Origin of the sequence: Caballeronia zhejiangensis (assembly GCF_022879815.1) — a bacterium.
GTDB classification, from domain to species: Bacteria; Pseudomonadota; Gammaproteobacteria; order Burkholderiales; family Burkholderiaceae; genus Caballeronia; species Caballeronia zhejiangensis.
Genome location: NZ_CP084283.1, coordinates 2,607,969 through 2,629,541, shown reverse-complemented (window position 1 = coordinate 2,629,541; position 21,573 = coordinate 2,607,969). Strand labels below are relative to the sequence as shown.

The following is a 21,573-nucleotide window of genomic DNA, read 5'->3' as shown; positions in this document are numbered from 1 at the left end:
CAACCATGAACATCCACATCAATCAGCGCGTCTTCGATTTGCCCGACGCCACCACCGTCACCGACGCGCTCGCCGCGTTCGGCGCGAAACCGCCGTTCGCGGTCGCGCTGAACGGCCAGTTCGTCGCGCGCGGCGAACACGCCACGAAAACGCTCGTCGCCGGCGACAAGCTCGACGTCGTGTCGCCCGTCGCGGGCGGCTGAACTCCGAACCGAAGGATCGAACCATGACCATTTCCACCGCCGACGTCCTCACGCTCTACGGCGAGACGTTTCCGAGCCGCGTGCTGCTCGGCACGTCGCGTTATCCGTCGCTGCAATCGCTTTCCGACTCCATCGACGCCGCTCGGCCGGGCATGGTCACGGTCGCGCTGCGCCGTCAGTCGGAGACCGGGGAAGCCGGCTTCTTCGATGTGCTCAAGCGCCACGGCGTCGCGCTTTTGCCGAACACGGCGGGCTGCCAGAGCGTCGACGAGGTGCTCACGACCGCGCACATGGCGCGCGAGGTGTTCGAGACGCCGTGGATCAAACTGGAATTGATCGGCGACGACTACACGCTGCAGCCCGATCCGATCGGCCTCGTCGAAGCGGCGGCCAAGCTGATCCGCGATGGCTTCAAGGTGCTGCCTTACTGCACGGAAGATCTCGTCATCGGCCGGCGTTTGCTCGATGCCGGCTGCGAAGCGCTGATGCCGTGGGGCGCGCCCATCGGCACGGGCAAGGGCGTGACGAATCCATACGGGCTGCGCACCTTGCGCGAGCGTCTGCCGGATGTGCCGCTGATCGTCGATGCCGGTCTCGGCGTGCCGTCGCATGCGTGTCAGGTGATGGAATGGGGCTTCGATGGCGTGCTGCTCAACACGGCCGTCTCGCAGGCAACCTTCCCGCCGCAGATGGCGCGCGCGTTCGCGCTCGGCGTCGAAGCGGGGCGCACCGCGTTCCTCGCGGGCCCCATGGCCGAGCGCGACAGCGCGCAGGCGAGCACGCCGGTCGTCGGCATGCCGTTCTGGCATCAGGACGGAGGCGCGGCATGAGCTTGTTGAATCGTGAAGTGTTCTGGCCGCCGGCGGACGAGCTGACTGAAGTCGCCGAGCGGATTCGCGCGCGTCTCGGCGAATGGCCGGCGGCGGAAACGCGCTGGCGCATCTGCCTGACCGCGCCGGAATCGCCGCAGGCGAGCGACATCATCGTGTTCAACGAGCCGCACGATGTGGCCGCGAACGGCGCCGCGGCAATCCTTGAAGCGCATGGCGATCGCGTCACGCTGCGTCGTGGCGACGAGCGTTTCGCGCTCGAAGGCGAATGGTCGGATGATTGGCTGTCCGCGCTCGCCGCTTTCCTCGACTGCAACTTCGAGCCGCACGACGCGCTGACGCTCGCGCTCGCCTGGCGCGCGGGCGATGAGAACAAGGACGACGCGTGGCCCGTCGAATTCGCGACGTTTCCGCGCGTCGCCGATCTGCCCGCCGCGCCCGAAGGCGGATTCCCGGCGTGCCCCGATCGGCTCGGCCTGTATCCGGTGCTGCCGAGCGCCGACTGGGTCGAGCGCGTGCTCGGTCTCGGCGTCCGCACGACGCAACTGCGCCGCAAAACCGCCGACGCCGCCGACTTGCAGCGCGAAATCTCGCGCTCGGTCGAGGCGGGACGTCGGCATGACGCACAGGTTTTCATCAACGATCATTGGCGCGAGGCGATTGCGGCGGGCGCGTACGGCGTGCACCTCGGACAGGAAGACGTGCAGACGGCCGACCTGAGCGCCATCGCGAAAGCCGGCGTGCGGCTCGGTCTGTCGACGCACGGCTATTACGAGATGTTGCGCGCGCTGCACTTCAAGCCGAGCTACCTTGCGCTCGGCGCCGTCTTCCCGACCACGACGAAAGTCATGCCGACCAAGCCGCAAGGGTTGGCGCGCCTGTCGCGCTACGTGCAACTGCTGTCGGGCCGGGTGCCGCTTGTCGCCATTGGTGGAATCGACGCCAAGGCGATGCCGGGCGTGCTGGAAACCGGCGTGCGCAGCGCGGCGGTCGTGCGCGCGGTCACCGAGGCACCGGACACAGCCGCGGCGGTTTTGTCACTGCAAAAAATGTTCGCAGGTCAACGGTGAAAAGTCCCAAAAGCAAGGGGATACACGCCTAGGCAAAGCACCGATTGCGCGCAGGCCCTATAATTCGGCCTCTTGCGCCAACGGAATCTCTTACCCAGTGCCTGCTTTCTCCGAGACTCTGCTAGAGCTACGCGACGTCGACTTCGGCTACGGCGACCGGCTCGTCCTGTCGAACCTGAACATGCGATTCACGCGTGGGCAGGTGGTCGCGGTCATGGGCGGCTCAGGCTGCGGCAAAACCACGACCTTGCGTCTGGTCGGCGGTCTCGTGAAGGCGAGTCGCGGCAAAGTCATGTTCGACGGACAGGACGTCGGCGCCCAGACGCGCGACGGTCTGTACGCGCTGCGCCGGAAGATGGGCATGCTGTTCCAGTTCGGCGCGTTGTTCACCGACCAGACGGTGTTCGAGAACGTCGCGTTCCCGCTGCGCGAACACACGGACCTTCCAGAAGCGCTGATCCGCGATCTCGTGCTGATGAAGCTGAACGCGGTCGGCCTGCGCGGCGCGCGCGATCTCGCGCCGTCGGAGATTTCGGGCGGCATGGCGCGCCGCGTGGCGCTCGCCCGCGCAATCGCGCTCGATCCCCAGTTGATGATGTACGACGAGCCGTTCGCCGGCCTCGATCCCATTTCGCTCGGCATCACGGCGCAGCTCATCCGCACGATCAACGACGCGCTCGGCGCAACGTCCATTCTCGTTACGCACGACGTACCGGAATCCTTCGCGATCGCGGACTACGTGTATTTCATCGCGAACGGCGGCATTCACGCCGAAGGCACGCCGGCGCAACTGCGCGCATCGCAGGATCCGACCGTGCGCCAGTTCATCGACGGCACGCCCGACGGCCCATTCAAGTTCCACTATGCGAGCACGCCGCTCGCCGCAGATTTCGGCATCGGAGGGCAGGCATGATCAGCGCGCTCGGACGCTGGGTGCTCGACGGTTTCGGCACCGCAGGCTACGCAACGCGCATGTTCCTGCGCCTCGTGGTCGAATTTTTTCCGCTGTTGCGCCGCCCGCGCCTCGTCACGAAACAGATCCACTTCGTCGGCAATTATTCGCTCGTCATCATCGCGGTGTCGGGTTTGTTCGTCGGCTTCGTGCTCGGCTTGCAGGGCTATTACACGCTGAGCCGCTACGGTTCGGAACAGGCGCTCGGGCTTCTGGTGGCGCTTTCGCTCGTGCGCGAGCTCGGGCCGGTCGTCACGGCGCTACTGTTCGCGGGGCGCGCGGGCACGTCGCTGACCGCCGAAATCGGCTTGATGAAAGCCGGCGAGCAACTCACCGCAATGGAAATGATGGCGGTCGATCCGCTCAAGGTGGTCGTCGCGCCGCGCATGTGGGCGGGCATCGTCGCCATGCCGGTGCTGGCGGCCATTTTCAGCGCGGTCGGCATCATCGGCGGCTATGTCGTCGGCGTGATGCTGATCGGCGTCGATCCGGGCGCGTTCTGGTCGCAGATGCAAGGCGGCGTGGACGTGTGGCGCGATGTCGGGAACGGCGTCATCAAGAGCATCGTGTTCGGCTTCGCGGTGACGTTCATCGCGTTGTTCCAGGGCTACGAAGCACGGCCAACGCCCGAAGGCGTGTCGCGCGCGACGACGAAAACCGTCGTATATGCGTCGCTCGCCGTGCTCGGGCTCGATTTCCTGCTCACCGCACTGATGTTCAGCTAATGAACCAAGCGCAGGCGCCGCACGAGGCGCAGGCGTTGTGAAGGGCACAGACCGTCACGCGCCATCTGCGAAAAGATTCTCTTTGGGAAGACGATGAAAAAGACTGCTCTCGACTTTTGGGTCGGCCTCTTCGTGGTGCTCGGTTTCGTGGCGCTGCTCTTTCTCGCGCTGAAGGCGGGCAACATGAGCTCCCTGTCGTTCCAGCAAACCTACGCGGTGAAACTGAAGTTCGACAACATCGGCGGACTGAAGGCGCGCGCGCCCGTGAAGAGCGCGGGCGTGACGGTCGGGCGCGTCGGCAGCATCGGCTTCGATGCGAACACGTATCAGGCCGTGGTCACGATCGATATCGACAAGCAGTATCAGTTTCCGAAGGATTCGTCCGCGAAGATCCTGACTTCCGGCTTGCTCGGCGAGCAATACATCGGCCTCGAGCCGGGCGGCGACGATCAGATGCTCAAGAACGGCGACACCATCACGATGACGCAATCGGCCGTGGTGCTCGAAAACCTGATCGGCCAGTTCCTCTACAACAAGGCGGCGGATTCGGGCGCCTCGAAATCGTCGGGGGCGCCGGCTGTGCCCGAGCCCGCACCCGCGCCGGCTTTCCCGGGCGCGGCGAGCGCGATGGGCGCATCGGGTGCGGCGGGCGCGATGGGCGCATCGGGTGCGGCGGGCGCGGCAGGTGCGAGCGCCGCATCGGGCGCCGCTCAATAAGGAGAAGAACATGCAGGCGATTGGGATGCGGCGCGCAATCATGGTGGCGGGCGTCGTTGCGCTCACCGGTTGCGCGACGGTGACGACGCCGACCAAAGGGGACCCATTCGAGAGCTATAACCGGACGATGTTCACGATCAACGACACTGTTGATCAGTACGCGGTGAAGCCGGTGGCGAAGGGTTACGTGTGGCTCGTACCGGAGCCGGTGCGCAACAGCGTGACCAACTTCTTCTCGAATATCGGCGACGTGTACATCGCCGCGAACAATCTGGCGCAACTGAAAATTGCGGACGGCGTGTCGGACATCATGCGCGTCGCGATCAACACGCTGTTCGGCGTCGGCGGCCTGTTCGACGTCGCGACCATCGCGCGGCTGCCGAAGCATTCCGGCGATTTCGGGCTGACGCTCGGCCACTATGGCGTGCCGTCCGGTCCGTACGTGGTGCTGCCGCTGCTCGGGCCGAGCACGGTGCGAGATTCCGCCGGACTCGTGGTCGACTATTTCGGCAATCCGCTCACCTACGTGAGCCCGGATTCGGTGAGCTGGGCGCTCTATGGCGTGAACCTCGTCAACGTGCGCGCGAATCTTCTGGGGGCGACCGACGTGCTCGCCGATGCCGCGCTCGACAAGTATTCGTTCGTCCGAAACGCATACTTGCAGCGTCGTCAGTATCTGATTTCGGGCGGCGACGGCAGCATGCCGGACTACGGCGAAGCGCCGCTGCCGAATTACGGCGATGAAGGCACGGAAGGCGCATCGGCGACGGCGGCGCCTGCCGCGGCCGCATCGGCGGCTTCGGGTACGGCGGCGGCACCCGCACCGGCGAGCGGTAGCGCCAACACCGTGCCGGGCAACCAGTATGTTCCGCCGCGCGCGCCGCCGGGTTTCCCTTCATTCCGCTTGCGTTGAGCGGCCTGTCGCTAACGCGCGGTAACATATCTAACGATATTTCTTACGCTTTGGATGCCGCGTCGCCTGAACTCGAATCGGGCGGCGCGCTCAAACCGGAGCATCTACTTTTGCAGGGTCCGTGATGAAAAAATTCTTGCTTCTCCCCATCTTCGCGATGTTCGTCGCGTTTTGTGGCACAGCGTCGGCGCAAAGCGTCGATACGAGCTCGCCCGACACGATGATCAAGACGGTCACGCAACAAGTCCTCGACGAAATCAAGTCGGACTCGAAGATCCGCTCGGGCGACATCAACAAGATCACCGAGCTCGTCAATCAAAAGATCCTGCCGTACACGGATTTCACGCGCACGACGCGTCTCGTGATGGGCCGCAACTGGAATTCGGCGACGCCCGAACAGCAGAAGCAGATCGTCGAGCAGTTCAAGATGCTCCTGATCCGCACGTATTCCGGCGCGCTCGCGCAAGTGCGCGACCAGACGGTTCAATACAAGCCGTTCCGCGCCAATCCGGACGACACCGACGTCGTTGTCCGCTCGGTCGTGATGAACAACGGCTCGCCGGTCGAGCTCGACTATCGCCTGTACAAGACGGCGCAAGGCTGGCGCGTGTACGACATCAACGTGCTCGGCGCGTGGCTGATCCAGGCGTATCAGCAGCAATTCAACGAGCAGATCTCGCGCAATGGCGTGAGCGGCTTGCTGCAGTTCCTGACGCAGCGTAACGAGCAACTCGCGAGCGGCAAGGCATCGTGAGCACGCCAGCCACAGGCGGCCGTTTTCAGACGGCCGCGACGCTGACCCACGAGAGCGCGAAGGCCGCGCTCGAAGCGGGTCTGTCGCGCATCGCTGCGGGCGCGACCGAAGTCGATTGCGCGCCGCTCACGCAGTTCGATTCTTCCGCGCTCGCCGTGCTGCTCGCATGGCAGCGCGCAGCCACCGCGCGCGGCGCCGCGCTCGGCGTCGTCAATCTTCCTTCCGGGCTCGTCAGTCTTGCGCGAGCCTATGGCGTCGATACGCTCCTCTCGTTCCGACATTGATCCTGTTCTGACTCCGCGCAGAAGCGGCGGCGCTGCGTCGCCGCAATCAGGATCGCTCCGAAGTCGGCTCCAACGGCTTTGCCCTATAATCAAACGTTTTTTTCGCAGCCGCTCCCGGCCCTTTTTGTCTGAGGAAGGGAACGTCAGGCGAAAGTCCGCACAATCGAGGCGCGGCCGCACGAGGCGCGCGCACTGTCCATGTCAGCCATAGAAATCCGAAACGTCAGGAAGCGCTACAAGGATCTCCAGGCGCTCAAAGGCGTGAGCCTCACGGTGGAAGAGGGCGAGTTCTTCGGCTTGCTCGGCCCCAACGGTGCGGGCAAAACCACGTTGATCAGCATTCTGGCCGGTCTGGCGCGCGCCGATAGCGGCACGATCTCCGTGCGTGGTCACGATGTCGTCAGCGACTTCCGGGCCGCGCGCCGTGCGCTCGGCGTCGTGCCGCAGGAACTGGTGTTCGATCCGTTCTTCACCGTGCGCGAGTCGTTGCGCATCCAGTCGGGCTATTTCGGCTTGCGCAACAACGACGACTGGATCGACGAGGTCATGGCCAATCTCGATCTCACCGAGAAAGCCGACGTCAACACGCGCGCCCTCTCCGGCGGGATGAAGCGCCGCGTGCTCGTGGCGCAGGCGCTCGTGCATCGGCCGCCGGTGATCGTGCTCGACGAGCCCACCGCCGGCGTCGATGTCGAACTGCGTCAGACACTCTGGAAATTCATCTCGCGCCTGAATCGCGAGGGCCACACGATCGTCCTGACGACGCACTATCTCGAAGAAGCCGAGTCGCTGTGTCATCGGCTCGCGATGCTTCGTCGCGGCGAAGTCGTCGCCCTCGAACGCACGAGCACGCTGCTGCAGCGCTTTTCAGGCATGCAACTGTATCTGCGTCTGTCGAACGGCGCGTTGCCGGCGGACTTGCGCGCGCTCGAAGTCGATCCGCACGCGGTGATGGGCGCGCAACATCTGCTGCGTCTCGCGAGCTATGACGACGTCGAGCCGATTCTCGCGAAATGCCGCGCGGCCGGCTGCACGTTCGATGAAATCGAAGTGCGCAAGGCCGATCTGGAAGACGTGTTCGTGCAGGTGATGAACGAGCCCGAAGTGGTCGAGGGACTTTCATGAGCGGCTTCCAGACGTTGTTCTACAAGGAGCTGCTGCGCTTCTGGAAGGTTTCGTTTCAGACGGTCCTCGCGCCGATCGTGACGGCGCTTCTGTACCTGACGATCTTCGGTCATGCGCTTTCCGGCCGCGTCGAGGTGTATCCCGGCGTCGGTTATACGAGTTTTCTCGTGCCCGGCCTCGTGATGATGAGCGTGCTGCAGAACGCGTTCGCGAACAGTTCGTCGTCGCTGATCCAGTCGAAGATCACCGGCAATCTGGTGTTCGTGCTGCTGCCGCCGATCGCGCATTGGGAGATGTTCTTTGCGTATGTGCTGGCGTCGGTCGTGCGCGGCCTGTGCGTCGGCTTCGGCGTGTTCGTCGTGACGATATGGTTCATCCCGATGTCGTTTTCCGCGCCGCTCTACATCATTGCGTTCGCGATCCTCGGTTCGGGCATTCTCGGCACGCTGGGTCTGATCGCGGGCATCTGGGCCGACAAGTTCGACCAGCTGGCCGCTTTCCAGAACTTCCTCATCATGCCGCTCACGTTTCTTTCAGGCGTGTTCTACTCGACACATACGCTGCCGCCCGTGTGGCGCGCGGTGTCGCATCTGAACCCGTTCTTCTACATGATCGACGGCTTTCGCTATGGCTTCTTCGGCCTGTCCGACGTGAATCCGTTGATGAGCCTCGGCATCGTCGGCGGATTTTTGGCCGTGCTGGCGTTGATCGCCGTGCGACTGCTCGCGAGCGGCTACAAGCTGCGTCACTAATTCTCAAGGAGACTTCCACCATGTTGCCGACTCCGGAGCAGGTGAAGGATTACATCGCCAAAGGCCTCGCTTGCCAGCATTTGGAAGTGGAGGGCGACGGCCAGCATTTTTTCGCGACCATCGTGAGCGACGCGTTCGTCGGCAAGCGGCTGATCGCGCGTCATCAACTGGTTTATGCGGCGCTCGGCGAGCGCATGAAACAGGAGATTCATGCACTCAGCATGAAGACCCTGACCCCCGACGAGTGGAAATCGGCCTGAGTCCACCCGGCGAAGCCAAATCAGGTCATACGACTCAACACACGTAACACCGGCATCACCGGAAAGACAAAGGCAGTAAAGAGTGCGATTCATTCAAGACAACGGCGGCGCTGAAAAGGGCACCGCAGGCAGCTCGGTCGAAGGACAAGCCATGGATAAACTGGTCATCACGGGAGGCGCGAAGCTCTCCGGCGAAATCACCGTTTCGGGTGCGAAGAACGCGGCGCTGCCGATTCTTTGCGCAAGCCTTCTCACCGCCGACGACGTCCATCTGTCGAACGTGCCGAATCTTCAGGACGTTCGCACGATGGTCAAGCTGTTGCGCCAGATGGGCGTGCAGTCCGAAGTGTCCGGCGACGGGCGCGTGAACCTCAACGCGTCGAAGGTCGACAAGCTCGTCGCGCCGTACGAAATGGTCAAGACGATGCGCGCGTCGATTCTCGTGCTCGGTCCGCTCGTCGCGCGCTTCGGCGAAGCGAAGGTGTCGCTGCCCGGCGGCTGCGCGATCGGCGCGCGTCCGGTCGATCAGCACATCAAGGGCCTGCAGGCGATGGGCGCCGAGATCAACATCGAGCACGGCTTCATCGAAGCGCGCGCGAAGCGTCTGAAGGGCGCGCGCATCATCACCGACATGATCACCGTCACCGGCACCGAGAACCTGCTGATGGCGGCGGTGCTGGCCGACGGCGAGACGGTCATCGAGAACGCCGCGCGCGAACCCGAAGTGAGCGACCTCGCGCATCTGCTCGTGAAGATGGGCGCGAAGATCGACGGCATCGGCACCGACCGTCTCGTGATTCAGGGCGTCGACAAGCTGCACGGCGCGAAGCACGACGTCGTGCCGGACCGCATTGAAGCGGGCACGTTCCTGTGCGCGGTCGCGGCCGCGGGCGGCGACGTCACGCTGCGTCGCGTGAGCTCGCATCTGCTCGACGCCGTGACGGCGAAGCTGCGCGAAGCCGGCGTGACGATCGAGGAAGGCGACGACTGGATGCGCGTGCGTATGGGCAAGCGCGCCGAAGCGGTGAATATCCGCACGTCCGAATACCCGGCGTTCCCGACCGACATGCAGGCGCAGTTCATGGCGCTCAACACGATCGCGAAGGGCACGTCGCAAGTCGTCGAGACGATCTTCGAGAACCGCTTCATGCACGTTCAGGAGCTGAATCGTCTGGGCGCGAGCATCACCATCGACGGCAACACGGCGCTCATCGCCGGCGTCGAGAAGCTGTCCGGCGCGAAGGTCATGGCGACCGATCTGCGCGCGTCGGCGAGTCTCGTGATCGCGGCGATGTGCGCGGACGGCGAAACGCTGATCGACCGCATCTACCATCTGGATCGCGGCTACGACCGCATGGAATCGAAGCTGACGGCGGTCGGCGCGAACGTGCGCCGCATCAAGGGCAGCGGGAGCGAGCAATGAGTTCGCTGCCGCAGACGTCGTCGTCGGTGCAGCCGAGCGCGCCCCTCACGCTCGCGTTGTCGAAAGGGCGTATCTTCGAGGAGACGCTGCCGCTGCTCGCCGCCGCCGGCGTGCAGGTGGCCGAAGATCCGGAAAGCTCACGCAAACTGATCCTTCCGACGACGAATCCGAATCTGCGCGTGATCATCGTGCGCGCGACCGATGTGCCGACTTACGTCGAGTACGGCGCGGCCGATTTCGGCGTCGCGGGTAAGGACGTGCTGATCGAGCACGGCGGCAGCGGTCTGTATCAGCCGGTCGATCTCGATATCGCGCGCTGCCGTATGTCGGTGGCCGTGAAGAACGGGTTCGACTATGCGAGCGCGGTGCGCCAGGGCGCGCGTCTGAAGGTCGCGACGAAGTACACGGAGACCGCGCGTCAGCATTTCGCGGCGAAGGGCGTGCACGTCGATCTGATCAAGCTGTACGGATCGATGGAACTCGCGCCGCTCGTCGGCCTGGCCGATGCGATCGTCGATCTGGTCAGCTCGGGCGGCACGCTGCGGGCGAACAATCTCGTCGAAGTCGAAGAGATCATGCAGATTTCCTCGCGCCTCGTCGTGAATCAGGCGGCGCTGAAGCTGAAGCGCGCGGCGCTCAAGCCGTTCCTCGACGCGTTCGAGCGCGCGACGGTCAGCAAGGGAAATTAGGCGGGCCGCACGACGCGGCGCGCCAACAGCAAAACGGAAAACCAGCATGTCTATCAAGATTCGCAAACTCGATTCCAGCGCCGACGGTTTCCAGAAGGCGCTGCGTGCGGTCCTCGCGTTCGAAGCGAGCGAGGATGAGGCGATCGAGCGCTCGGTCGCGCAGATTCTCGCGGACGTGAAGGCGCGCGGCGACGAAGCCGTGCTCGAATACACCAACAAGTTCGATCGTCTGAAGGCGAACAGCGTCGCGGCGCTCGAACTACCGCTCTCGGAGATGGAAGCCGCGCTCGAAGGGCTCGAACCGAAGCGCCGCGCGGCGCTCGAAGCGGCGGCGGCGCGCGTGCGCGGCTATCACGAGAAGCAGCGCATCGAATGCGGCAGCCATAGCTGGCACTACACCGAAGCCGACGGCACCGTGCTCGGCCAGAAGGTCACGCCGCTCGATCGCGCGGGCATCTATGTGCCGGGCGGCAAGGCGGCGTATCCGTCGTCCGTGCTGATGAACGCGATTCCGGCGCGCGTGGCGGGCGTGAAGGAAATCGTGATGGTCGTGCCGACGCCCGATGGCGTGAAGAATCCGCTGGTGCTCGCGGCGGCGCTGCTCGGCGGCGTGGATCGCGTGTTCACGATCGGCGGCGCGCAAGCGGTGGCCGCGCTCGCGTACGGCACGCAAAGCGTGCCTGCCGTCGACAAGATTTGCGGTCCGGGTAACGCGTATGTCGCGTCGGCGAAGCGGCGCGTGTTCGGCACGGTCGGCATCGACATGATCGCGGGGCCGTCCGAAATTCTCGTGATCTGCGACGCCACCACCGATCCGCGTTGGGTCGCGATGGACCTCTTCTCGCAGGCCGAGCACGACGAACTCGCGCAATCCATTCTGCTGTGCCCGGACGATGACTTCATCCAGCGCGTGGAAGACGCGATCGTCGAGCTGCTGCCGGCGATGCCGCGTCGCGACGTCATCCAGCGCTCGCTCGAAGATCGCGGCGCGCTCATCAAGGTGAAGGACATGGCCGAGGCGTGCGCGATCGCCAACGATATCGCGCCGGAGCATCTTGAGATTTCCGCGCTCGATCCGCATCAGTGGGCCGCGCAAATTCACAACGCAGGCGCGATGTTCCTCGGCCGCTACACGAGCGAAAGCCTCGGCGATTACTGCGCGGGCCCGAACCACGTATTGCCGACGTCGCGCACCGCGCGCTTCTCGTCGCCGCTCGGCGTCTACGACTTCATGAAGCGTTCGAGCGTGATCGAAGTGAGCGCGGACGGCGCGCAGACGCTCGGCGAAATCGCGGCGGAACTGGCGTACGGCGAAGGCCTGCAGGCGCACGCGAAGAGCGCCGAATACCGGATGAAAAAAGTCGGCTGAAGCGAAAACCGGCCCGAATGAACGAGGCGGCCTGAGAGCCGCCACCCGAACCGGCGAGAGAGACGCCGGGAAAACATGACGACATCACAAGACATCATCCGACCCGACGTCCTCGCGATGACGAGCTATCCCGTGCCCGATGCCACGGGCCTCATCAAGCTCGACGCGATGGAAAATCCCTACACGCTGCCCGCCGACCTCGCCAAAGCATTGGGCGAGCATCTCGCGGGCGTCGCGCTGAACCGTTATCCCGCGCCGCGTCCGGCGGAATTGCTCGCCAAGATCAAGCGCACGATGAACGTGCCCGACGCCTGCGACGTGCTGCTCGGCAACGGTTCGGACGAGCTCATCAGCATGATGTCGGTCGCGTGCTCGAAGCCGGGCGCGAAGGTCGTCGCGCCGGTGCCGGGCTTCGTGATGTACGAAATGTCGGCGAAATTCGCGCATCTCGAGTTCATCGGTGTGCCGCTGAAGGCCGACTTCACGCTCGACGCCGACGCGCTCGTCGCCGCCATCGATGAGCACGCGCCGGCGCTCGTCTATCTGGCGTATCCGAACAACCCGACCGGCACGCTCTACGACGACGCCGACATCGAACGCGTGATCGCCGCGTCGAAGATGAGTCTCGTCGTGATCGACGAGGCGTATCAGCCGTTCGCCGAAAAAAGCTGGATGCCGCGCGCGGCGGAGTTCGACAACGTCGTCGTGATGCGGACTGTCTCGAAGCTCGGGCTCGCGGGCATCCGTCTCGGCTACATGGCCGGCCGGCCCTCGTGGATCACGCAGTTCGACAAAGTGCGCCCGCCGTACAACATCAACGTGCTGACGCAGGCCACGGCCGATTTCCTGCTCGATCACCTCGACGTGCTCGACGCTCAAGCGGCCGAACTGCGCGCGCAACGCACGAAACTCGCACGCGAAGTGGCGGCGCTGCCCGGCATGACGGTATTCCCGAGCGCGGGCAATTTCCTGCTCGTGCGCGTTCCGGACGCCGCCGTTGCTTTCGAAACCCTTCTGACTTCGCGGGTTTTGGTAAAAAACGTGGGTAAAATGCACCCATTGCTGGCTAACTGCGTGCGTTTGACGGTCGGCTCTGCCGAAGAAAACGCGCAAATGGTCGCCGCGCTCAAGAAGCTCCCCACTCTCGATTAAGTCTCAAGGAATCACCATGCGTATTGCGGAAGTCGTTCGCAACACCAGCGAAACGCAGATCCGTGTGAAGCTCGATCTGGACGGCACCGGCAAGCAGAAGCTCGCCACCGGCGTCCCGTTCCTCGATCACATGCTCGACCAGATTGCCCGTCACGGGCTCATCGATCTCGACATCGAAGCGCATGGCGACCTCCATATCGACGATCACCATACGGTAGAAGACACCGGCATCACGCTCGGAATGGCCATCGCGAAGGCCATCGGCGACCGCAAGGGCATTCGCCGTTACGGGCATTCGTACGTACCGCTCGACGAAGCGCTGTCGCGCGTCGTCGTCGATTTTTCGGGGCGTCCGGGGCTCGAGTTCCATGTGCCGTTCACGCGCGCGCGCATCGGCACGTTCGACGTCGATCTGACCATCGAATTCTTCCGCGGATTCGTGAATCACGCCGGCGTGACGCTGCATATCGACAACCTGCGCGGCATCAACGCGCATCATCAGGTCGAAACCGTGTTCAAGGCGTTCGGCCGCGCGCTGCGCATGGCGTGCGAAGTCGACGAGCGCGCGGCGGGGCAGATTCCGTCGACCAAAGGCAGTCTCTAAGCCGACTGACCGGTTCGGCGCGTTGCTGCGCCGGAAAAAAGATGGATTTGTTCAAGTCGTTTATCTCATTGCTCGCGCTGATCAACCCGATCGGCGCGATACCGTTTTTTCTCAGCCTGACCTCGCAGCAATCCGATCTCGAAAGACGCAACACGATTCGCGTCGCTTCGATTTCAGTCTTCTGCGTGATCGCGGTGACGGCGCTGCTCGGCCAGCAGATCATCGCGTTCTTCGGGATTTCGGTCGGGTCGTTCGAAGTGGGCGGCGGCATCATCATGCTGCTCATGGCGATCAGCATGTTGAACGCGCAGGTCGGCAATGCGCGTTCGACGCCGGAAGAACGCATGGAAGCCGAGGAGCGCAATAGCATCGCGGTCGTGCCGCTCGCGATTCCGCTGCTCACCGGTCCCGGCTCGATCAGCACGGTGATCGTCTATGCTGCGAATGCGCAACACTGGTACGACCGCTTCGGGCTCGTCGTGCTGGGCGCGATCATCGCGGGGCTGTGCTTCGGCGCGCTGAATCTCGCCGAGCCCATCGCGCGCGTCGTTGGGCGCACGGGAATCAACATCGGCACGCGTCTCATGGGTTTGATGTTGTCCGCATTGGCGGTGGAGTTCATCGTCGACGGGTTGAAGGCCTTGATGCCATCTTTGAAATGAATACTTCGATTGCGATTGTTGATTACGGAATGGGCAACCTGCGCTCGGTCTACCAGGCGCTGAAGAAGGCTGCACCCGAAGCGAACGTGGCGATCGTCGATCAGCCGCAAGGCATTCACGCGGCGGATCGCGTCGTGCTGCCGGGCCAGGGCGCGATGCGCGACTGCATGGGGCATCTCGCCGAATCCGGTTTGCAGGCTGCGGTGATGCAGGCGGCGCGCGAAAAGCCGATGCTCGGCGTGTGCGTCGGCGAGCAGATGCTTTTCGACTGGAGCGAGGAAGGCGACACGAAGGGCCTCGGTCTTCTGCCCGGCAAGGTCGTGCGCTTCCAGCTCGACGGTCTGCTGCAGGACGACGGCTCGCGCTTCAAGGTGCCGCAAATGGGCTGGAATCGCGTGCGTCAGACACAGGCGCATCCGGTCTGGGACGGCGTCGCGGACGGCGCGTTCTTCTACTTCGTCCACAGCTACTACGTGGTGCCGGACAATCCGGCTCACACATCCGGCGAAACCGTGTACGGCAGCGCGTTCACGTCGGCGGTGGCGCGCGACAATATCTTCGCGACCCAATTCCACCCCGAAAAGAGCGCGGACGCAGGATTGCGTCTCTATCGCAATTTCGTGCACTGGAACCCGTGAAATACCGTGCCCGCTAGCGTTTTCGCCTATTACTACGGGCGCATGACCGTTGCAAGACTTGTACTACACTAGCGAGACGGCCCGCGGCACAGGCACGAAAGACCGCACGCGCGCCGTTTTGATCAACTTCACCCAGAAAATACGCGATACCTATGCTGCTCATTCCGGCCATCGATCTTAAGGACGGTCAGTGCGTGCGCCTCAAGCAGGGCGATATGGACCAGGCGACCATTTTTTCAGAGGATCCGGCGGCCATGGCCCGACATTGGGTCGATCGCGGCGCACGGCGATTGCATCTGGTCGATCTGAACGGCGCGTTCGCCGGCAAGCCCAGAAACGGCGACGCGATCCGCGCGATCCTCGATGAAGTCGGCAGCGAGATTCCCGTGCAGTTGGGCGGCGGCATCCGCGATCTGGAAACCATCGAGCGCTATCTGGACGACGGCCTGTCGTACATCATCATCGGCACGGCGGCGGTGAAGAATCCGGGCTTCCTGCAGGACGCGTGCAGCGCGTTCGGGGGACACATCATCGTCGGGCTGGACGCGAAGGACGGCAAGGTCGCGACGGACGGCTGGAGCAAGCTCACCGGTCACGAGGTCGTCGATCTCGGCCGCAAGTTCGAAGACTACGGCTGCGAATCTATCATCTACACGGACATCGGCCGTGACGGCATGCTTCAGGGCCTCAACCTCGAAGCAACCGTGCGTCTCGCGCGGGCGGTGAAGATTCCAGTGATCGCGAGCGGCGGGCTGTCGAGCATCGCGGACATCGAATCGCTCTGCGAAGTCGAGGACGAGGGCATCGAAGGCGTGATCTGCGGCCGCGCGATCTACTCCGGCGATCTCGATTTCAAGGCCGCCCAGACCCGCGCCGACGCGCTGCGCGAGGCCGACGGCGCCTGATACGCCCGAGCGCGAGCACATCTGAGCAGCACTCCGGGCGGCCGCGGCGCCGCCCTTACTCCGTAAGTGGCAAGAACATGGCTCTCGCAAAACGCATCATTCCCTGTCTCGACGTGACCGCCGGCCGCGTCGTGAAGGGCGTCAATTTCGTCGAACTGCGCGACGCGGGCGATCCCGTCGAAATCGCGCGGCGTTACGACGATCAGGGCGCCGACGAACTCACGTTCCTCGATATCACCGCGACTTCCGATCAACGCGATCTCATTCTGCCGATCATCGAATCGGTGGCGTCGCAGGTGTTCATTCCGCTGACGGTCGGCGGCGGCGTGCGCGCGGTCGAAGACGTGCGGCGTCTGCTCAACGCGGGCGCGGACAAGATCAGCATGAATTCGTCGGCGGTCGCGAATCCGCAACTCGTGCGCGACGCGTCGGACAAGCACGGCTCGCAGTGCATCGTCGTCGCGATCGATGCGAAACGCGTGTCGGCCGAAGGCGAAACGCCGCGCTGGGAAGTCTTCACGCACGGCGGCCGCAAGGCGACGGGCATCGACGCGATCGAATGGGCGCGCAAGATGGCCGAATTCGGCGCGGGCGAAATCCTGCTCACCAGCATGGATCGTGACGGCACCAAAGCCGGCTTCGATCTCGCGTTGACGCGCGCCGTGTCGGACGCGGTGCCGGTGCCGGTGATCGCGTCGGGCGGCGTCGGATCGTTGCAGCATCTGGCGGATGGCATCGTCGAAGGTCACGCGGACGCGGTGCTTGCCGCGAGCATCTTCCACTACGGCGAGCACACCGTCGGCGAAGCGAAGCGCTTCATGGCCGATCACGGCATTTCGGTGAGGACTTGAAACCGTGAGCGATCAGATGATCTGGCTCGACAAAGTCAAGTGGGACGCGAACGGCCTCGTGCCGGTGATCGCGCAGGAAGCATCGACCAACGACGTGCTCATGTTCGCGTGGATGAATCGCGAGGCGCTCGCAAAGACCATCGAACTGAAGCGCGCGGTGTATTTCTCGCGCTCGCGGCAGCGCCTGTGGTTCAAGGGAGAAGAGTCGGGCCACGTTCAGCACGTTCACGACGTGCGCCTCGATTGCGACGAAGACGTCGTGCTGCTCAAGGTCGAGCAGGTTTCGGGCATCGCGTGCCACACCGGCCGCCATTCCTGTTTTTTCCAGAAATTCGAAGGCACGGCGGAGAACGGCGAGTGGGTCGCCGTCGAGCCGGTCCTGAAAGACCCAGAAAGCATCTACAAATGACGCAAGCCAATACGCTGGACACGCTGCTGCGCCTCGCCTCGGTCATCGACAGTCGCAAGGGCGGCGATCCGGAACAATCTTACGTTTCCCGACTCTTTCACAAGGGCGACGATGCGGTCCTGAAGAAGATCGGCGAGGAAGCGACGGAAGTCGTGCTTGCCGCGAAGGACGCCCGTCATGGCGGCGCGCCGAAGGCGCTCGTCGGCGAAGTCGCCGATCTGTGGTTTCATTGTCTCGTCATGCTGTCCCATTTCGATCTGAGCCCCGCCGACGTGGTCGCGGAACTGGAACGTCGCGAAGGTCTGTCGGGAATCGAGGAAAAGGCGCTGCGCAAGTCGCGCGAGCGTGAGCAGAACGGCGGCTGACGAGCGTCTGGCATCAGCGAAGGAGGGCACGAATGAACCGGCAATATGAACCCTATCCGCCGCCCGTCGTTCAGAACGCGAACGATCCCGAACGCCTGCGCAACATGCGCACGTTCACGCATGTTCTGTACGGCTTGTACGCCGTCTATTGGCTGACCGGCGGTCTCACGGGACTGGTCGCGATCATCCTCAACTACATCAAGCGCGGCGATGCGGCGGGCACGCCGTACGAAGATCACTTCACCTGGCAGATCCGCACCTTCTGGTGGGCGGTGCTGGGCCACGTGATCGGTTTCGCGACGATCTGGATCGGCATCGGCTTTCTGATTCTCGGTGCGGTCAGCATCTGGACGCTTTATCGCATCATCAAAGGCTGGCTGTTTCTCTACGAGAACAAGCCGATCGAACCGCGCGCGTGGTTTTGATCACATCCGTCAACGAAATCCGGCAACTCAATGAGTCAAGACAACTGCATTTTCTGCAAGATCGCTTCCGGGCAACTGCCGAGCACGAAGGTCTATGAGGACGATGAGTTCGTCGCCTTCAACGACATCAATCCTGCCGCGCCGGTGCACGTGCTGGTCATTCCGCGCAAACATATTGAAACACTTTCCCACTGCACAGAAAGTGACAGTCCGCTACTTGGTAGAATGGTGAGTCTCGTCGGACGGTTGGCGAAAGATCTGGGTGTCTCCTACACGGGAGGCGACACCGGCTTTCGAACGGTAATCAATACCGGTCCGGGCGGCGGGCAAGAGGTGTATCACATCCACGCGCATTTGCTGGCCGGCGAGCGCCCGTGGCGCCGAATGGGGTAATGCTGCAATCTTTGTTTGCATTCTCCTTTCCAATGAAATATTGGGCGAGCAAAATCGATAGTTGAGCCGAGGCGACGTGCCTCGGCCGGGGCCGCCAGGCCGATCTTCCGTCATCGGTACCCAAATCGGGGCGGAATCACGGAGAGTTTTCATTCATGGGTTCGTTAAGCATTTGGCATTGGTTGATCGTTCTGCTGATCGTAGCGCTCGTGTTCGGCACGAAGAAGCTGCGCAATATCGGCGGCGATCTGGGCGGCGCGGTGAAGGGCTTCAAGGAAGGCATGCGCGAGGGCGACACGCCGGCGAATTCGGCCGATCAGCGCGAACTGCCGCGTAACGGCGCCGTGGACGTCGAGGCGAAAGACAAGTCGCGCTCGGGCGACTATCGCTGATCCGTCTGCCGACGGTAACTCTCCACTTTTCGTTCAATGCTCGATCTCGGTCTGACCAAAATGGCGGTCATCGGCGTCGTGGCGCTGGTGGTCCTCGGGCCGGAGCGCCTGCCCGGCGTCGCACGTACGGCGGGGGCGCTCTTCGGGCGCGCGCAGCGCTATATCAACGACGTCAAATCGGAAGTCGCGCGCGAGATGGAACTCGATGAGCTGAAGAAAATGCGGACCGAGTTCGAAAACGCGGCGTCGAATGTCGAATCGACGATTCACGACACGCTGAAGCGCCACGAATCCGAGCTGAACGATGCCTGGAAAGACGGCACGTCGGTCGCGCCGAGCATCGCTGGCGGCGCTGATTCAGCGGACAGCGCCGCGTCGGACAAGCCCTGGGCCGCTACGTCTTCATCGACGTCGACCCGGCGCAAGAACTGGCGCGTGAAGCAGGCGGCGATTCCCAACTGGTACAAGCGCACGACCTCGCGTCGCACGCGGGTTCAATCGGGCGCGGCGCGCGTCGCTCGCCACACGCCCGCCACCCTGCGCCGGCAGACGAAGTTCTTCTGAGCGTGCCGCGATTCCTTCATCGATGATTTCTACCGAGGGCCGGCGTGAGCGACCCGCAACACACTAAAGAAGAGCCCGTCGAAGAGACGTTCATTTCGCATCTGGTCGAATTGCGCGACCGCATCATCCGCGCGGGCGCATCGGTCATCGTCGTGTTCATCGCGCTTGTGTATTGGGCGCCGGACATCTTCAAGCTGCTGGCGCGTCCGCTGATGCAGAACCTGCCCGCGGACGGCAAGATGATCGTCACGGACGTCACCGGCTCGTTCTTCGTGCCGATGAAAGTCACGATGCTCGTCGCCTTCGTGATCGCGCTGCCCTTCGTGCTGTATCAGGTCTGGGCGTTCGTCGCGCCGGGTTTGTATCAGCATGAAAAGAAGCTCGTCGGGCCGCTCGTTTTCAGCAGCTATACGCTTTTTCTGTGCGGCATGGCGTTCGCGTACTTCGTCGTGTTCCCGACCATCTTCCGCGTGATGGCGCACTACAACGCGCCGCTCGGCGCGGAGATGACCACGGATATCGACAATTACCTGAGCTTCGTGCTGACGATGTTCATCGCGTTCGGCGTGACGTTCGAGGTGCCGATCGTCGTCGTGCTGCTTGCGCGCATGGGCGTCGTCTCGATTCAGAAGCTCAAGCAGATTCGTCCTTACGTGATCGTCGGCGCGTTCATCATTTCCGCGGTCGTCACGCCGCCCGACGTTTTCTCGCAACTCATTCTCGCGATTCCCCTCGTCATTCTTTATGAAGCGGGGATCATCGCGGCGCGGCTCGTCGTCGGCAAGGAACAGGTCAAGAACGAGGAGCCGGCGGCGGAGTAAAGTGCGGCGTATTGTCGCGCCAGAGCGAGTGTTCGAGATAAGAAAAAGGCAGCTTCGAGCGATCGAAGCTGCCTTTTCGTTTTACGGACGTCGCGTTTTACTCGTCGCCCTGATCGCCTTGATCGTCATCCGGCATTTGCGGTGCGCGCGGCGGCGCGGGGCGCTTGCCGATCATCACGTTGAGATCCAGTTCCTTGTTCTTGCGCATCAGATGGACCTTCACCGACGTGCCCGGCTTGATCTGCGCGACGACGTTGAGTAGGCGCGTCGTGTCGGTGATCGTGTCGTCGTTGATCGACACGAGGATATCGCCCGGCTTGATGCCCGCCTTGTCCGCCGGGCCGCCCTGCAGCACGCCCGCGACAATCGCGCCGGACTTCTGATCCAGCCCGAACGATTCGGCGATCTCCGGCGTCACGTCCTGCGGTTCGACGCCGATCCAGCCGCGCGTCACGCTGCCCGTCGTGATGATGCTTTCCAGCACGCTGCGCGCGGTCGACACGGGAATCGCGAAGCCGATGCCGAGCGAGCCGCCGCTGCGCGAATAGATCGCCGTGTTGATGCCCAGCAGGTTGCCGTTCACGTCGACCAGCGCACCGCCCGAATTGCCGGGGTTGATGGCGGCGTCGGTCTGGATGAAGTTCTCGAACGTGTTGATGCCGAGGTGATTGCGCCCGAGCGCGCTGACGATGCCCATCGTGACCGTCTGGCCGACGCCGAACGGATTGCCGATCGCGAGCACGACATCGCCGACGCGCGTCTGATCCATTCGCCCGAGCGTGATGGTCGGCAGGTTGGTCATGTTGATCTTCAGCACGGCGAGGTCGGTTTCCGGATCGACGCCGATCACTTTCGCGCTGGACGTGCGACCATCGGCGAGCGCGACTTCGATTTGATCCGCCCCGTCGACGACATGCTGGTTCGTTAGAATGTAACCTTCCGAGCTGACGATGACACCGGAGCCGAGATTCGACGCGGGCGGCTCGTCGCTCTTGCGCTTGTTCTTGTCGCCGAAGAAGTAGCGGAACAGCGGGTCTTTCGCGCGCGGGTCGGGCGGCAGATTGCCGTCCTTGCTGGAGAACACGTTCACGACGGCCGGCATCGCCTTTTGCGCGCCTTCCGAAAAGGACGACTGAACGGGGCGCGAGCCGATGCTCGGCGCCACTTCCTGCAACGCGACGATCGGCTCGGCAAGCTGCTTGCCGAATTGACCCTGACGTTGAAGCCACTGCGGCTTCAAGGTCGCGATGATGAACATCAGGGCCAAAAGCACGGTGACCGCTTGGGCAAAAAATAGCCAGAAGCGTCTAAGCATTTGAAGGGATA

The 21,573-nt window shown here is 63.4% G+C and carries 29 protein-coding genes; 28 read left to right on the top strand and 1 reads right to left on the bottom strand.

Annotation, left to right across the window (positions count from 1 at the left end; translation table 11 throughout):
* The first annotated feature begins 5 nt into the window (after window positions 1-5).
* The 28 genes from thiS (at window position 6) to tatC (ending at window position 20,247) form a co-directional block, all read left to right on the top strand.
* On the top strand, window positions 6-203 hold the full coding sequence (gene thiS / locus LDZ23_RS12590) for a sulfur carrier protein ThiS (RefSeq protein WP_175983054.1): 198 nt from the start codon (window positions 6-8) through the stop codon (window positions 201-203).
* Between the two features lie 23 nt (window positions 204-226).
* Window positions 227-1,033 carry a thiazole synthase gene (locus tag LDZ23_RS12585; protein WP_008344109.1) on the top strand — a complete coding sequence of 269 codons (807 nt, stop codon included), beginning with the start codon at window positions 227-229 and terminating at the stop codon, window positions 1,031-1,033.
* On the top strand, window positions 1,030-2,103 hold the full coding sequence (gene thiE / locus LDZ23_RS12580; RefSeq protein ID WP_244807665.1) for a thiamine phosphate synthase: 1,074 nt from the start codon (window positions 1,030-1,032) through the stop codon (window positions 2,101-2,103). Before LDZ23_RS12585 ends, thiE begins: the two co-directional genes overlap by 4 nt.
* A 97-nt stretch (window positions 2,104-2,200) precedes the next feature.
* Complete coding sequence (locus tag LDZ23_RS12575; protein WP_008344112.1) at window positions 2,201-3,016, top strand: ABC transporter ATP-binding protein; 816 nt, start codon at window positions 2,201-2,203, stop codon at window positions 3,014-3,016.
* Window positions 3,013-3,780 carry a lipid asymmetry maintenance ABC transporter permease subunit MlaE gene (gene mlaE / locus LDZ23_RS12570; RefSeq protein ID WP_008344114.1) on the top strand — a complete coding sequence of 256 codons (768 nt, stop codon included), beginning with the start codon at window positions 3,013-3,015 and terminating at the stop codon, window positions 3,778-3,780. Before LDZ23_RS12575 ends, mlaE begins: the two co-directional genes overlap by 4 nt.
* A 93-nt stretch (window positions 3,781-3,873) precedes the next feature.
* Window positions 3,874-4,497, top strand: a complete 624-nt coding sequence (gene mlaD / locus LDZ23_RS12565; RefSeq protein WP_244807664.1) for an outer membrane lipid asymmetry maintenance protein MlaD — start codon at window positions 3,874-3,876, stop codon at window positions 4,495-4,497.
* 10 nt (window positions 4,498-4,507) lie between these two features.
* Window positions 4,508-5,410 carry an MlaA family lipoprotein gene (locus tag LDZ23_RS12560; protein ID WP_008344117.1) on the top strand — a complete coding sequence of 301 codons (903 nt, stop codon included), beginning with the start codon at window positions 4,508-4,510 and terminating at the stop codon, window positions 5,408-5,410.
* A gap of 124 nt (window positions 5,411-5,534) precedes the next feature.
* On the top strand, window positions 5,535-6,164 hold the full coding sequence (locus LDZ23_RS12555; protein ID WP_008344118.1) for an MlaC/ttg2D family ABC transporter substrate-binding protein: 630 nt from the start codon (window positions 5,535-5,537) through the stop codon (window positions 6,162-6,164).
* Complete coding sequence (locus LDZ23_RS12550; protein WP_081851876.1) at window positions 6,161-6,448, top strand: STAS domain-containing protein; 288 nt, start codon at window positions 6,161-6,163, stop codon at window positions 6,446-6,448. The genes LDZ23_RS12555 and LDZ23_RS12550 overlap by 4 nt, the downstream gene beginning before the upstream one ends.
* A 198-nt stretch (window positions 6,449-6,646) precedes the next feature.
* Window positions 6,647-7,573, top strand: coding sequence for an ABC transporter ATP-binding protein (locus tag LDZ23_RS12545; protein ID WP_008344124.1), 927 nt, complete (start codon window positions 6,647-6,649; stop codon window positions 7,571-7,573).
* On the top strand, window positions 7,570-8,325 hold the full coding sequence (locus LDZ23_RS12540; protein ID WP_008344126.1) for an ABC transporter permease: 756 nt from the start codon (window positions 7,570-7,572) through the stop codon (window positions 8,323-8,325). The genes LDZ23_RS12545 and LDZ23_RS12540 overlap by 4 nt, the downstream gene beginning before the upstream one ends.
* Before the next feature lie 20 nt (window positions 8,326-8,345).
* Entirely contained in the window at window positions 8,346-8,585 is a 240-nt protein-coding gene (locus tag LDZ23_RS12535; protein WP_008344127.1) for a BolA family protein, read from the top strand.
* Window positions 8,586-8,736: 151 nt separating this feature from the next.
* A complete protein-coding gene (murA, locus tag LDZ23_RS12530; RefSeq protein WP_008344128.1) occupies window positions 8,737-10,008 on the top strand; it encodes a UDP-N-acetylglucosamine 1-carboxyvinyltransferase in 1,272 nt (423 codons plus the stop codon).
* Window positions 10,005-10,697, top strand: coding sequence for an ATP phosphoribosyltransferase (gene hisG / locus LDZ23_RS12525; RefSeq protein ID WP_008344130.1), 693 nt, complete (start codon window positions 10,005-10,007; stop codon window positions 10,695-10,697). The genes murA and hisG overlap by 4 nt, the downstream gene beginning before the upstream one ends.
* A 46-nt stretch (window positions 10,698-10,743) precedes the next feature.
* Window positions 10,744-12,066, top strand: a complete 1,323-nt coding sequence (gene hisD / locus LDZ23_RS12520; protein WP_244807663.1) for a histidinol dehydrogenase — start codon at window positions 10,744-10,746, stop codon at window positions 12,064-12,066.
* A gap of 75 nt (window positions 12,067-12,141) precedes the next feature.
* Window positions 12,142-13,218, top strand: coding sequence for a histidinol-phosphate transaminase (gene hisC, locus LDZ23_RS12515; protein WP_244807662.1), 1,077 nt, complete (start codon window positions 12,142-12,144; stop codon window positions 13,216-13,218).
* A 16-nt stretch (window positions 13,219-13,234) separates the two neighbouring features.
* Window positions 13,235-13,822 carry an imidazoleglycerol-phosphate dehydratase HisB gene (gene hisB / locus LDZ23_RS12510; protein WP_244807661.1) on the top strand — a complete coding sequence of 196 codons (588 nt, stop codon included), beginning with the start codon at window positions 13,235-13,237 and terminating at the stop codon, window positions 13,820-13,822.
* A 41-nt stretch (window positions 13,823-13,863) separates the two neighbouring features.
* Window positions 13,864-14,484 (top strand): YchE family NAAT transporter, encoded by a 621-nt coding sequence (locus LDZ23_RS12505; RefSeq protein WP_008344137.1) that lies wholly within the window; start codon window positions 13,864-13,866, stop codon window positions 14,482-14,484.
* Complete coding sequence (gene hisH / locus LDZ23_RS12500; protein WP_244807660.1) at window positions 14,481-15,122, top strand: imidazole glycerol phosphate synthase subunit HisH; 642 nt, start codon at window positions 14,481-14,483, stop codon at window positions 15,120-15,122. The genes LDZ23_RS12505 and hisH overlap by 4 nt, the downstream gene beginning before the upstream one ends.
* A 152-nt stretch (window positions 15,123-15,274) precedes the next feature.
* Window positions 15,275-16,027 carry a 1-(5-phosphoribosyl)-5-[(5-phosphoribosylamino)methylideneamino]imidazole-4-carboxamide isomerase gene (gene hisA, locus LDZ23_RS12495; protein WP_008344140.1) on the top strand — a complete coding sequence of 251 codons (753 nt, stop codon included), beginning with the start codon at window positions 15,275-15,277 and terminating at the stop codon, window positions 16,025-16,027.
* Window positions 16,028-16,104: 77 nt separating this feature from the next.
* Window positions 16,105-16,878, top strand: a complete 774-nt coding sequence (hisF, locus tag LDZ23_RS12490; RefSeq protein ID WP_008344141.1) for an imidazole glycerol phosphate synthase subunit HisF — start codon at window positions 16,105-16,107, stop codon at window positions 16,876-16,878.
* 16 nt (window positions 16,879-16,894) lie between these two features.
* On the top strand, window positions 16,895-17,287 hold the full coding sequence (gene hisI, locus LDZ23_RS12485) for a phosphoribosyl-AMP cyclohydrolase (protein ID WP_174447750.1): 393 nt from the start codon (window positions 16,895-16,897) through the stop codon (window positions 17,285-17,287).
* A complete protein-coding gene (locus LDZ23_RS12480; protein ID WP_008344143.1) occupies window positions 17,284-17,652 on the top strand; it encodes a phosphoribosyl-ATP diphosphatase in 369 nt (122 codons plus the stop codon). The genes hisI and LDZ23_RS12480 overlap by 4 nt, the downstream gene beginning before the upstream one ends.
* Before the next feature lie 32 nt (window positions 17,653-17,684).
* Window positions 17,685-18,077 carry a DUF4870 family protein gene (locus LDZ23_RS12475; RefSeq protein WP_008344144.1) on the top strand — a complete coding sequence of 131 codons (393 nt, stop codon included), beginning with the start codon at window positions 17,685-17,687 and terminating at the stop codon, window positions 18,075-18,077.
* 30 nt (window positions 18,078-18,107) lie between these two features.
* Complete coding sequence (locus tag LDZ23_RS12470; protein WP_008344145.1) at window positions 18,108-18,470, top strand: histidine triad nucleotide-binding protein; 363 nt, start codon at window positions 18,108-18,110, stop codon at window positions 18,468-18,470.
* Window positions 18,471-18,625: 155 nt separating this feature from the next.
* Window positions 18,626-18,862: a Sec-independent protein translocase subunit TatA gene (gene tatA, locus LDZ23_RS12465; RefSeq protein ID WP_008344146.1), complete on the top strand. Its 237-nt coding sequence runs from the start codon at window positions 18,626-18,628 to the stop codon at window positions 18,860-18,862.
* A gap of 36 nt (window positions 18,863-18,898) precedes the next feature.
* A complete protein-coding gene (gene tatB, locus LDZ23_RS12460) occupies window positions 18,899-19,426 on the top strand; it encodes a Sec-independent protein translocase protein TatB (protein ID WP_008344147.1) in 528 nt (175 codons plus the stop codon).
* 44 nt (window positions 19,427-19,470) lie between these two features.
* The gene (gene tatC, locus LDZ23_RS12455) at window positions 19,471-20,247 is read left to right on the top strand and encodes a twin-arginine translocase subunit TatC (protein ID WP_008344148.1); all 777 of its coding nucleotides are present in this window, start codon (window positions 19,471-19,473) and stop codon (window positions 20,245-20,247) included.
* A 97-nt stretch (window positions 20,248-20,344) separates the two neighbouring features.
* Here the strand turns inward: tatC and LDZ23_RS12450 are convergent, their stop codons facing one another.
* Entirely contained in the window at window positions 20,345-21,562 is a 1,218-nt protein-coding gene (locus LDZ23_RS12450) for a S1C family serine protease (RefSeq protein ID WP_008344149.1), read from the bottom strand.
* Between the last annotated feature and the right edge of the window lie 11 nt (window positions 21,563-21,573).

Bases quoted from the DNA above. Each gene is read 5' to 3' on its own strand.
- hisA (WP_008344140.1), top strand. From the start codon at position 15,275: ATGCTGCTCATTCCGGCCATCGATCTTAAGGACGGTCAGTGCGTGCGC.
- LDZ23_RS12535 (WP_008344127.1), top strand. From the start codon at position 8,346: ATGTTGCCGACTCCGGAGCAGGTGAAGGATTACATCGCCAAAGGCCTC.
- hisB (WP_244807661.1), top strand. From the start codon at position 13,235: ATGCGTATTGCGGAAGTCGTTCGCAACACCAGCGAAACGCAGATCCGT.
- LDZ23_RS12450 (WP_008344149.1), bottom strand. From the start codon at position 21,562: ATGCTTAGACGCTTCTGGCTATTTTTTGCCCAAGCGGTCACCGTGCTT.
- LDZ23_RS12545 (WP_008344124.1), top strand. From the start codon at position 6,647: ATGTCAGCCATAGAAATCCGAAACGTCAGGAAGCGCTACAAGGATCTC.
- LDZ23_RS12475 (WP_008344144.1), top strand. From the start codon at position 17,685: ATGAACCGGCAATATGAACCCTATCCGCCGCCCGTCGTTCAGAACGCG.
- LDZ23_RS12540 (WP_008344126.1), top strand. From the start codon at position 7,570: ATGAGCGGCTTCCAGACGTTGTTCTACAAGGAGCTGCTGCGCTTCTGG.
- LDZ23_RS12480 (WP_008344143.1), top strand. From the start codon at position 17,284: ATGACGCAAGCCAATACGCTGGACACGCTGCTGCGCCTCGCCTCGGTC.
- hisG (WP_008344130.1), top strand. From the start codon at position 10,005: ATGAGTTCGCTGCCGCAGACGTCGTCGTCGGTGCAGCCGAGCGCGCCC.
- tatA (WP_008344146.1), top strand. From the start codon at position 18,626: ATGGGTTCGTTAAGCATTTGGCATTGGTTGATCGTTCTGCTGATCGTA.
- hisF (WP_008344141.1), top strand. From the start codon at position 16,105: ATGGCTCTCGCAAAACGCATCATTCCCTGTCTCGACGTGACCGCCGGC.
- thiE (WP_244807665.1), top strand. From the start codon at position 1,030: ATGAGCTTGTTGAATCGTGAAGTGTTCTGGCCGCCGGCGGACGAGCTG.
- tatB (WP_008344147.1), top strand. From the start codon at position 18,899: ATGCTCGATCTCGGTCTGACCAAAATGGCGGTCATCGGCGTCGTGGCG.
- hisC (WP_244807662.1), top strand. From the start codon at position 12,142: ATGACGACATCACAAGACATCATCCGACCCGACGTCCTCGCGATGACG.
- LDZ23_RS12585 (WP_008344109.1), top strand. From the start codon at position 227: ATGACCATTTCCACCGCCGACGTCCTCACGCTCTACGGCGAGACGTTT.
- murA (WP_008344128.1), top strand. From the start codon at position 8,737: ATGGATAAACTGGTCATCACGGGAGGCGCGAAGCTCTCCGGCGAAATC.
- hisD (WP_244807663.1), top strand. From the start codon at position 10,744: ATGTCTATCAAGATTCGCAAACTCGATTCCAGCGCCGACGGTTTCCAG.
- mlaD (WP_244807664.1), top strand. From the start codon at position 3,874: ATGAAAAAGACTGCTCTCGACTTTTGGGTCGGCCTCTTCGTGGTGCTC.
- LDZ23_RS12470 (WP_008344145.1), top strand. From the start codon at position 18,108: ATGAGTCAAGACAACTGCATTTTCTGCAAGATCGCTTCCGGGCAACTG.
- LDZ23_RS12555 (WP_008344118.1), top strand. From the start codon at position 5,535: ATGAAAAAATTCTTGCTTCTCCCCATCTTCGCGATGTTCGTCGCGTTT.
- hisH (WP_244807660.1), top strand. From the start codon at position 14,481: ATGAATACTTCGATTGCGATTGTTGATTACGGAATGGGCAACCTGCGC.
- hisI (WP_174447750.1), top strand. From the start codon at position 16,895: ATGATCTGGCTCGACAAAGTCAAGTGGGACGCGAACGGCCTCGTGCCG.
- LDZ23_RS12560 (WP_008344117.1), top strand. From the start codon at position 4,508: ATGCAGGCGATTGGGATGCGGCGCGCAATCATGGTGGCGGGCGTCGTT.
- mlaE (WP_008344114.1), top strand. From the start codon at position 3,013: ATGATCAGCGCGCTCGGACGCTGGGTGCTCGACGGTTTCGGCACCGCA.
- thiS (WP_175983054.1), top strand. From the start codon at position 6: ATGAACATCCACATCAATCAGCGCGTCTTCGATTTGCCCGACGCCACC.
- LDZ23_RS12505 (WP_008344137.1), top strand. From the start codon at position 13,864: ATGGATTTGTTCAAGTCGTTTATCTCATTGCTCGCGCTGATCAACCCG.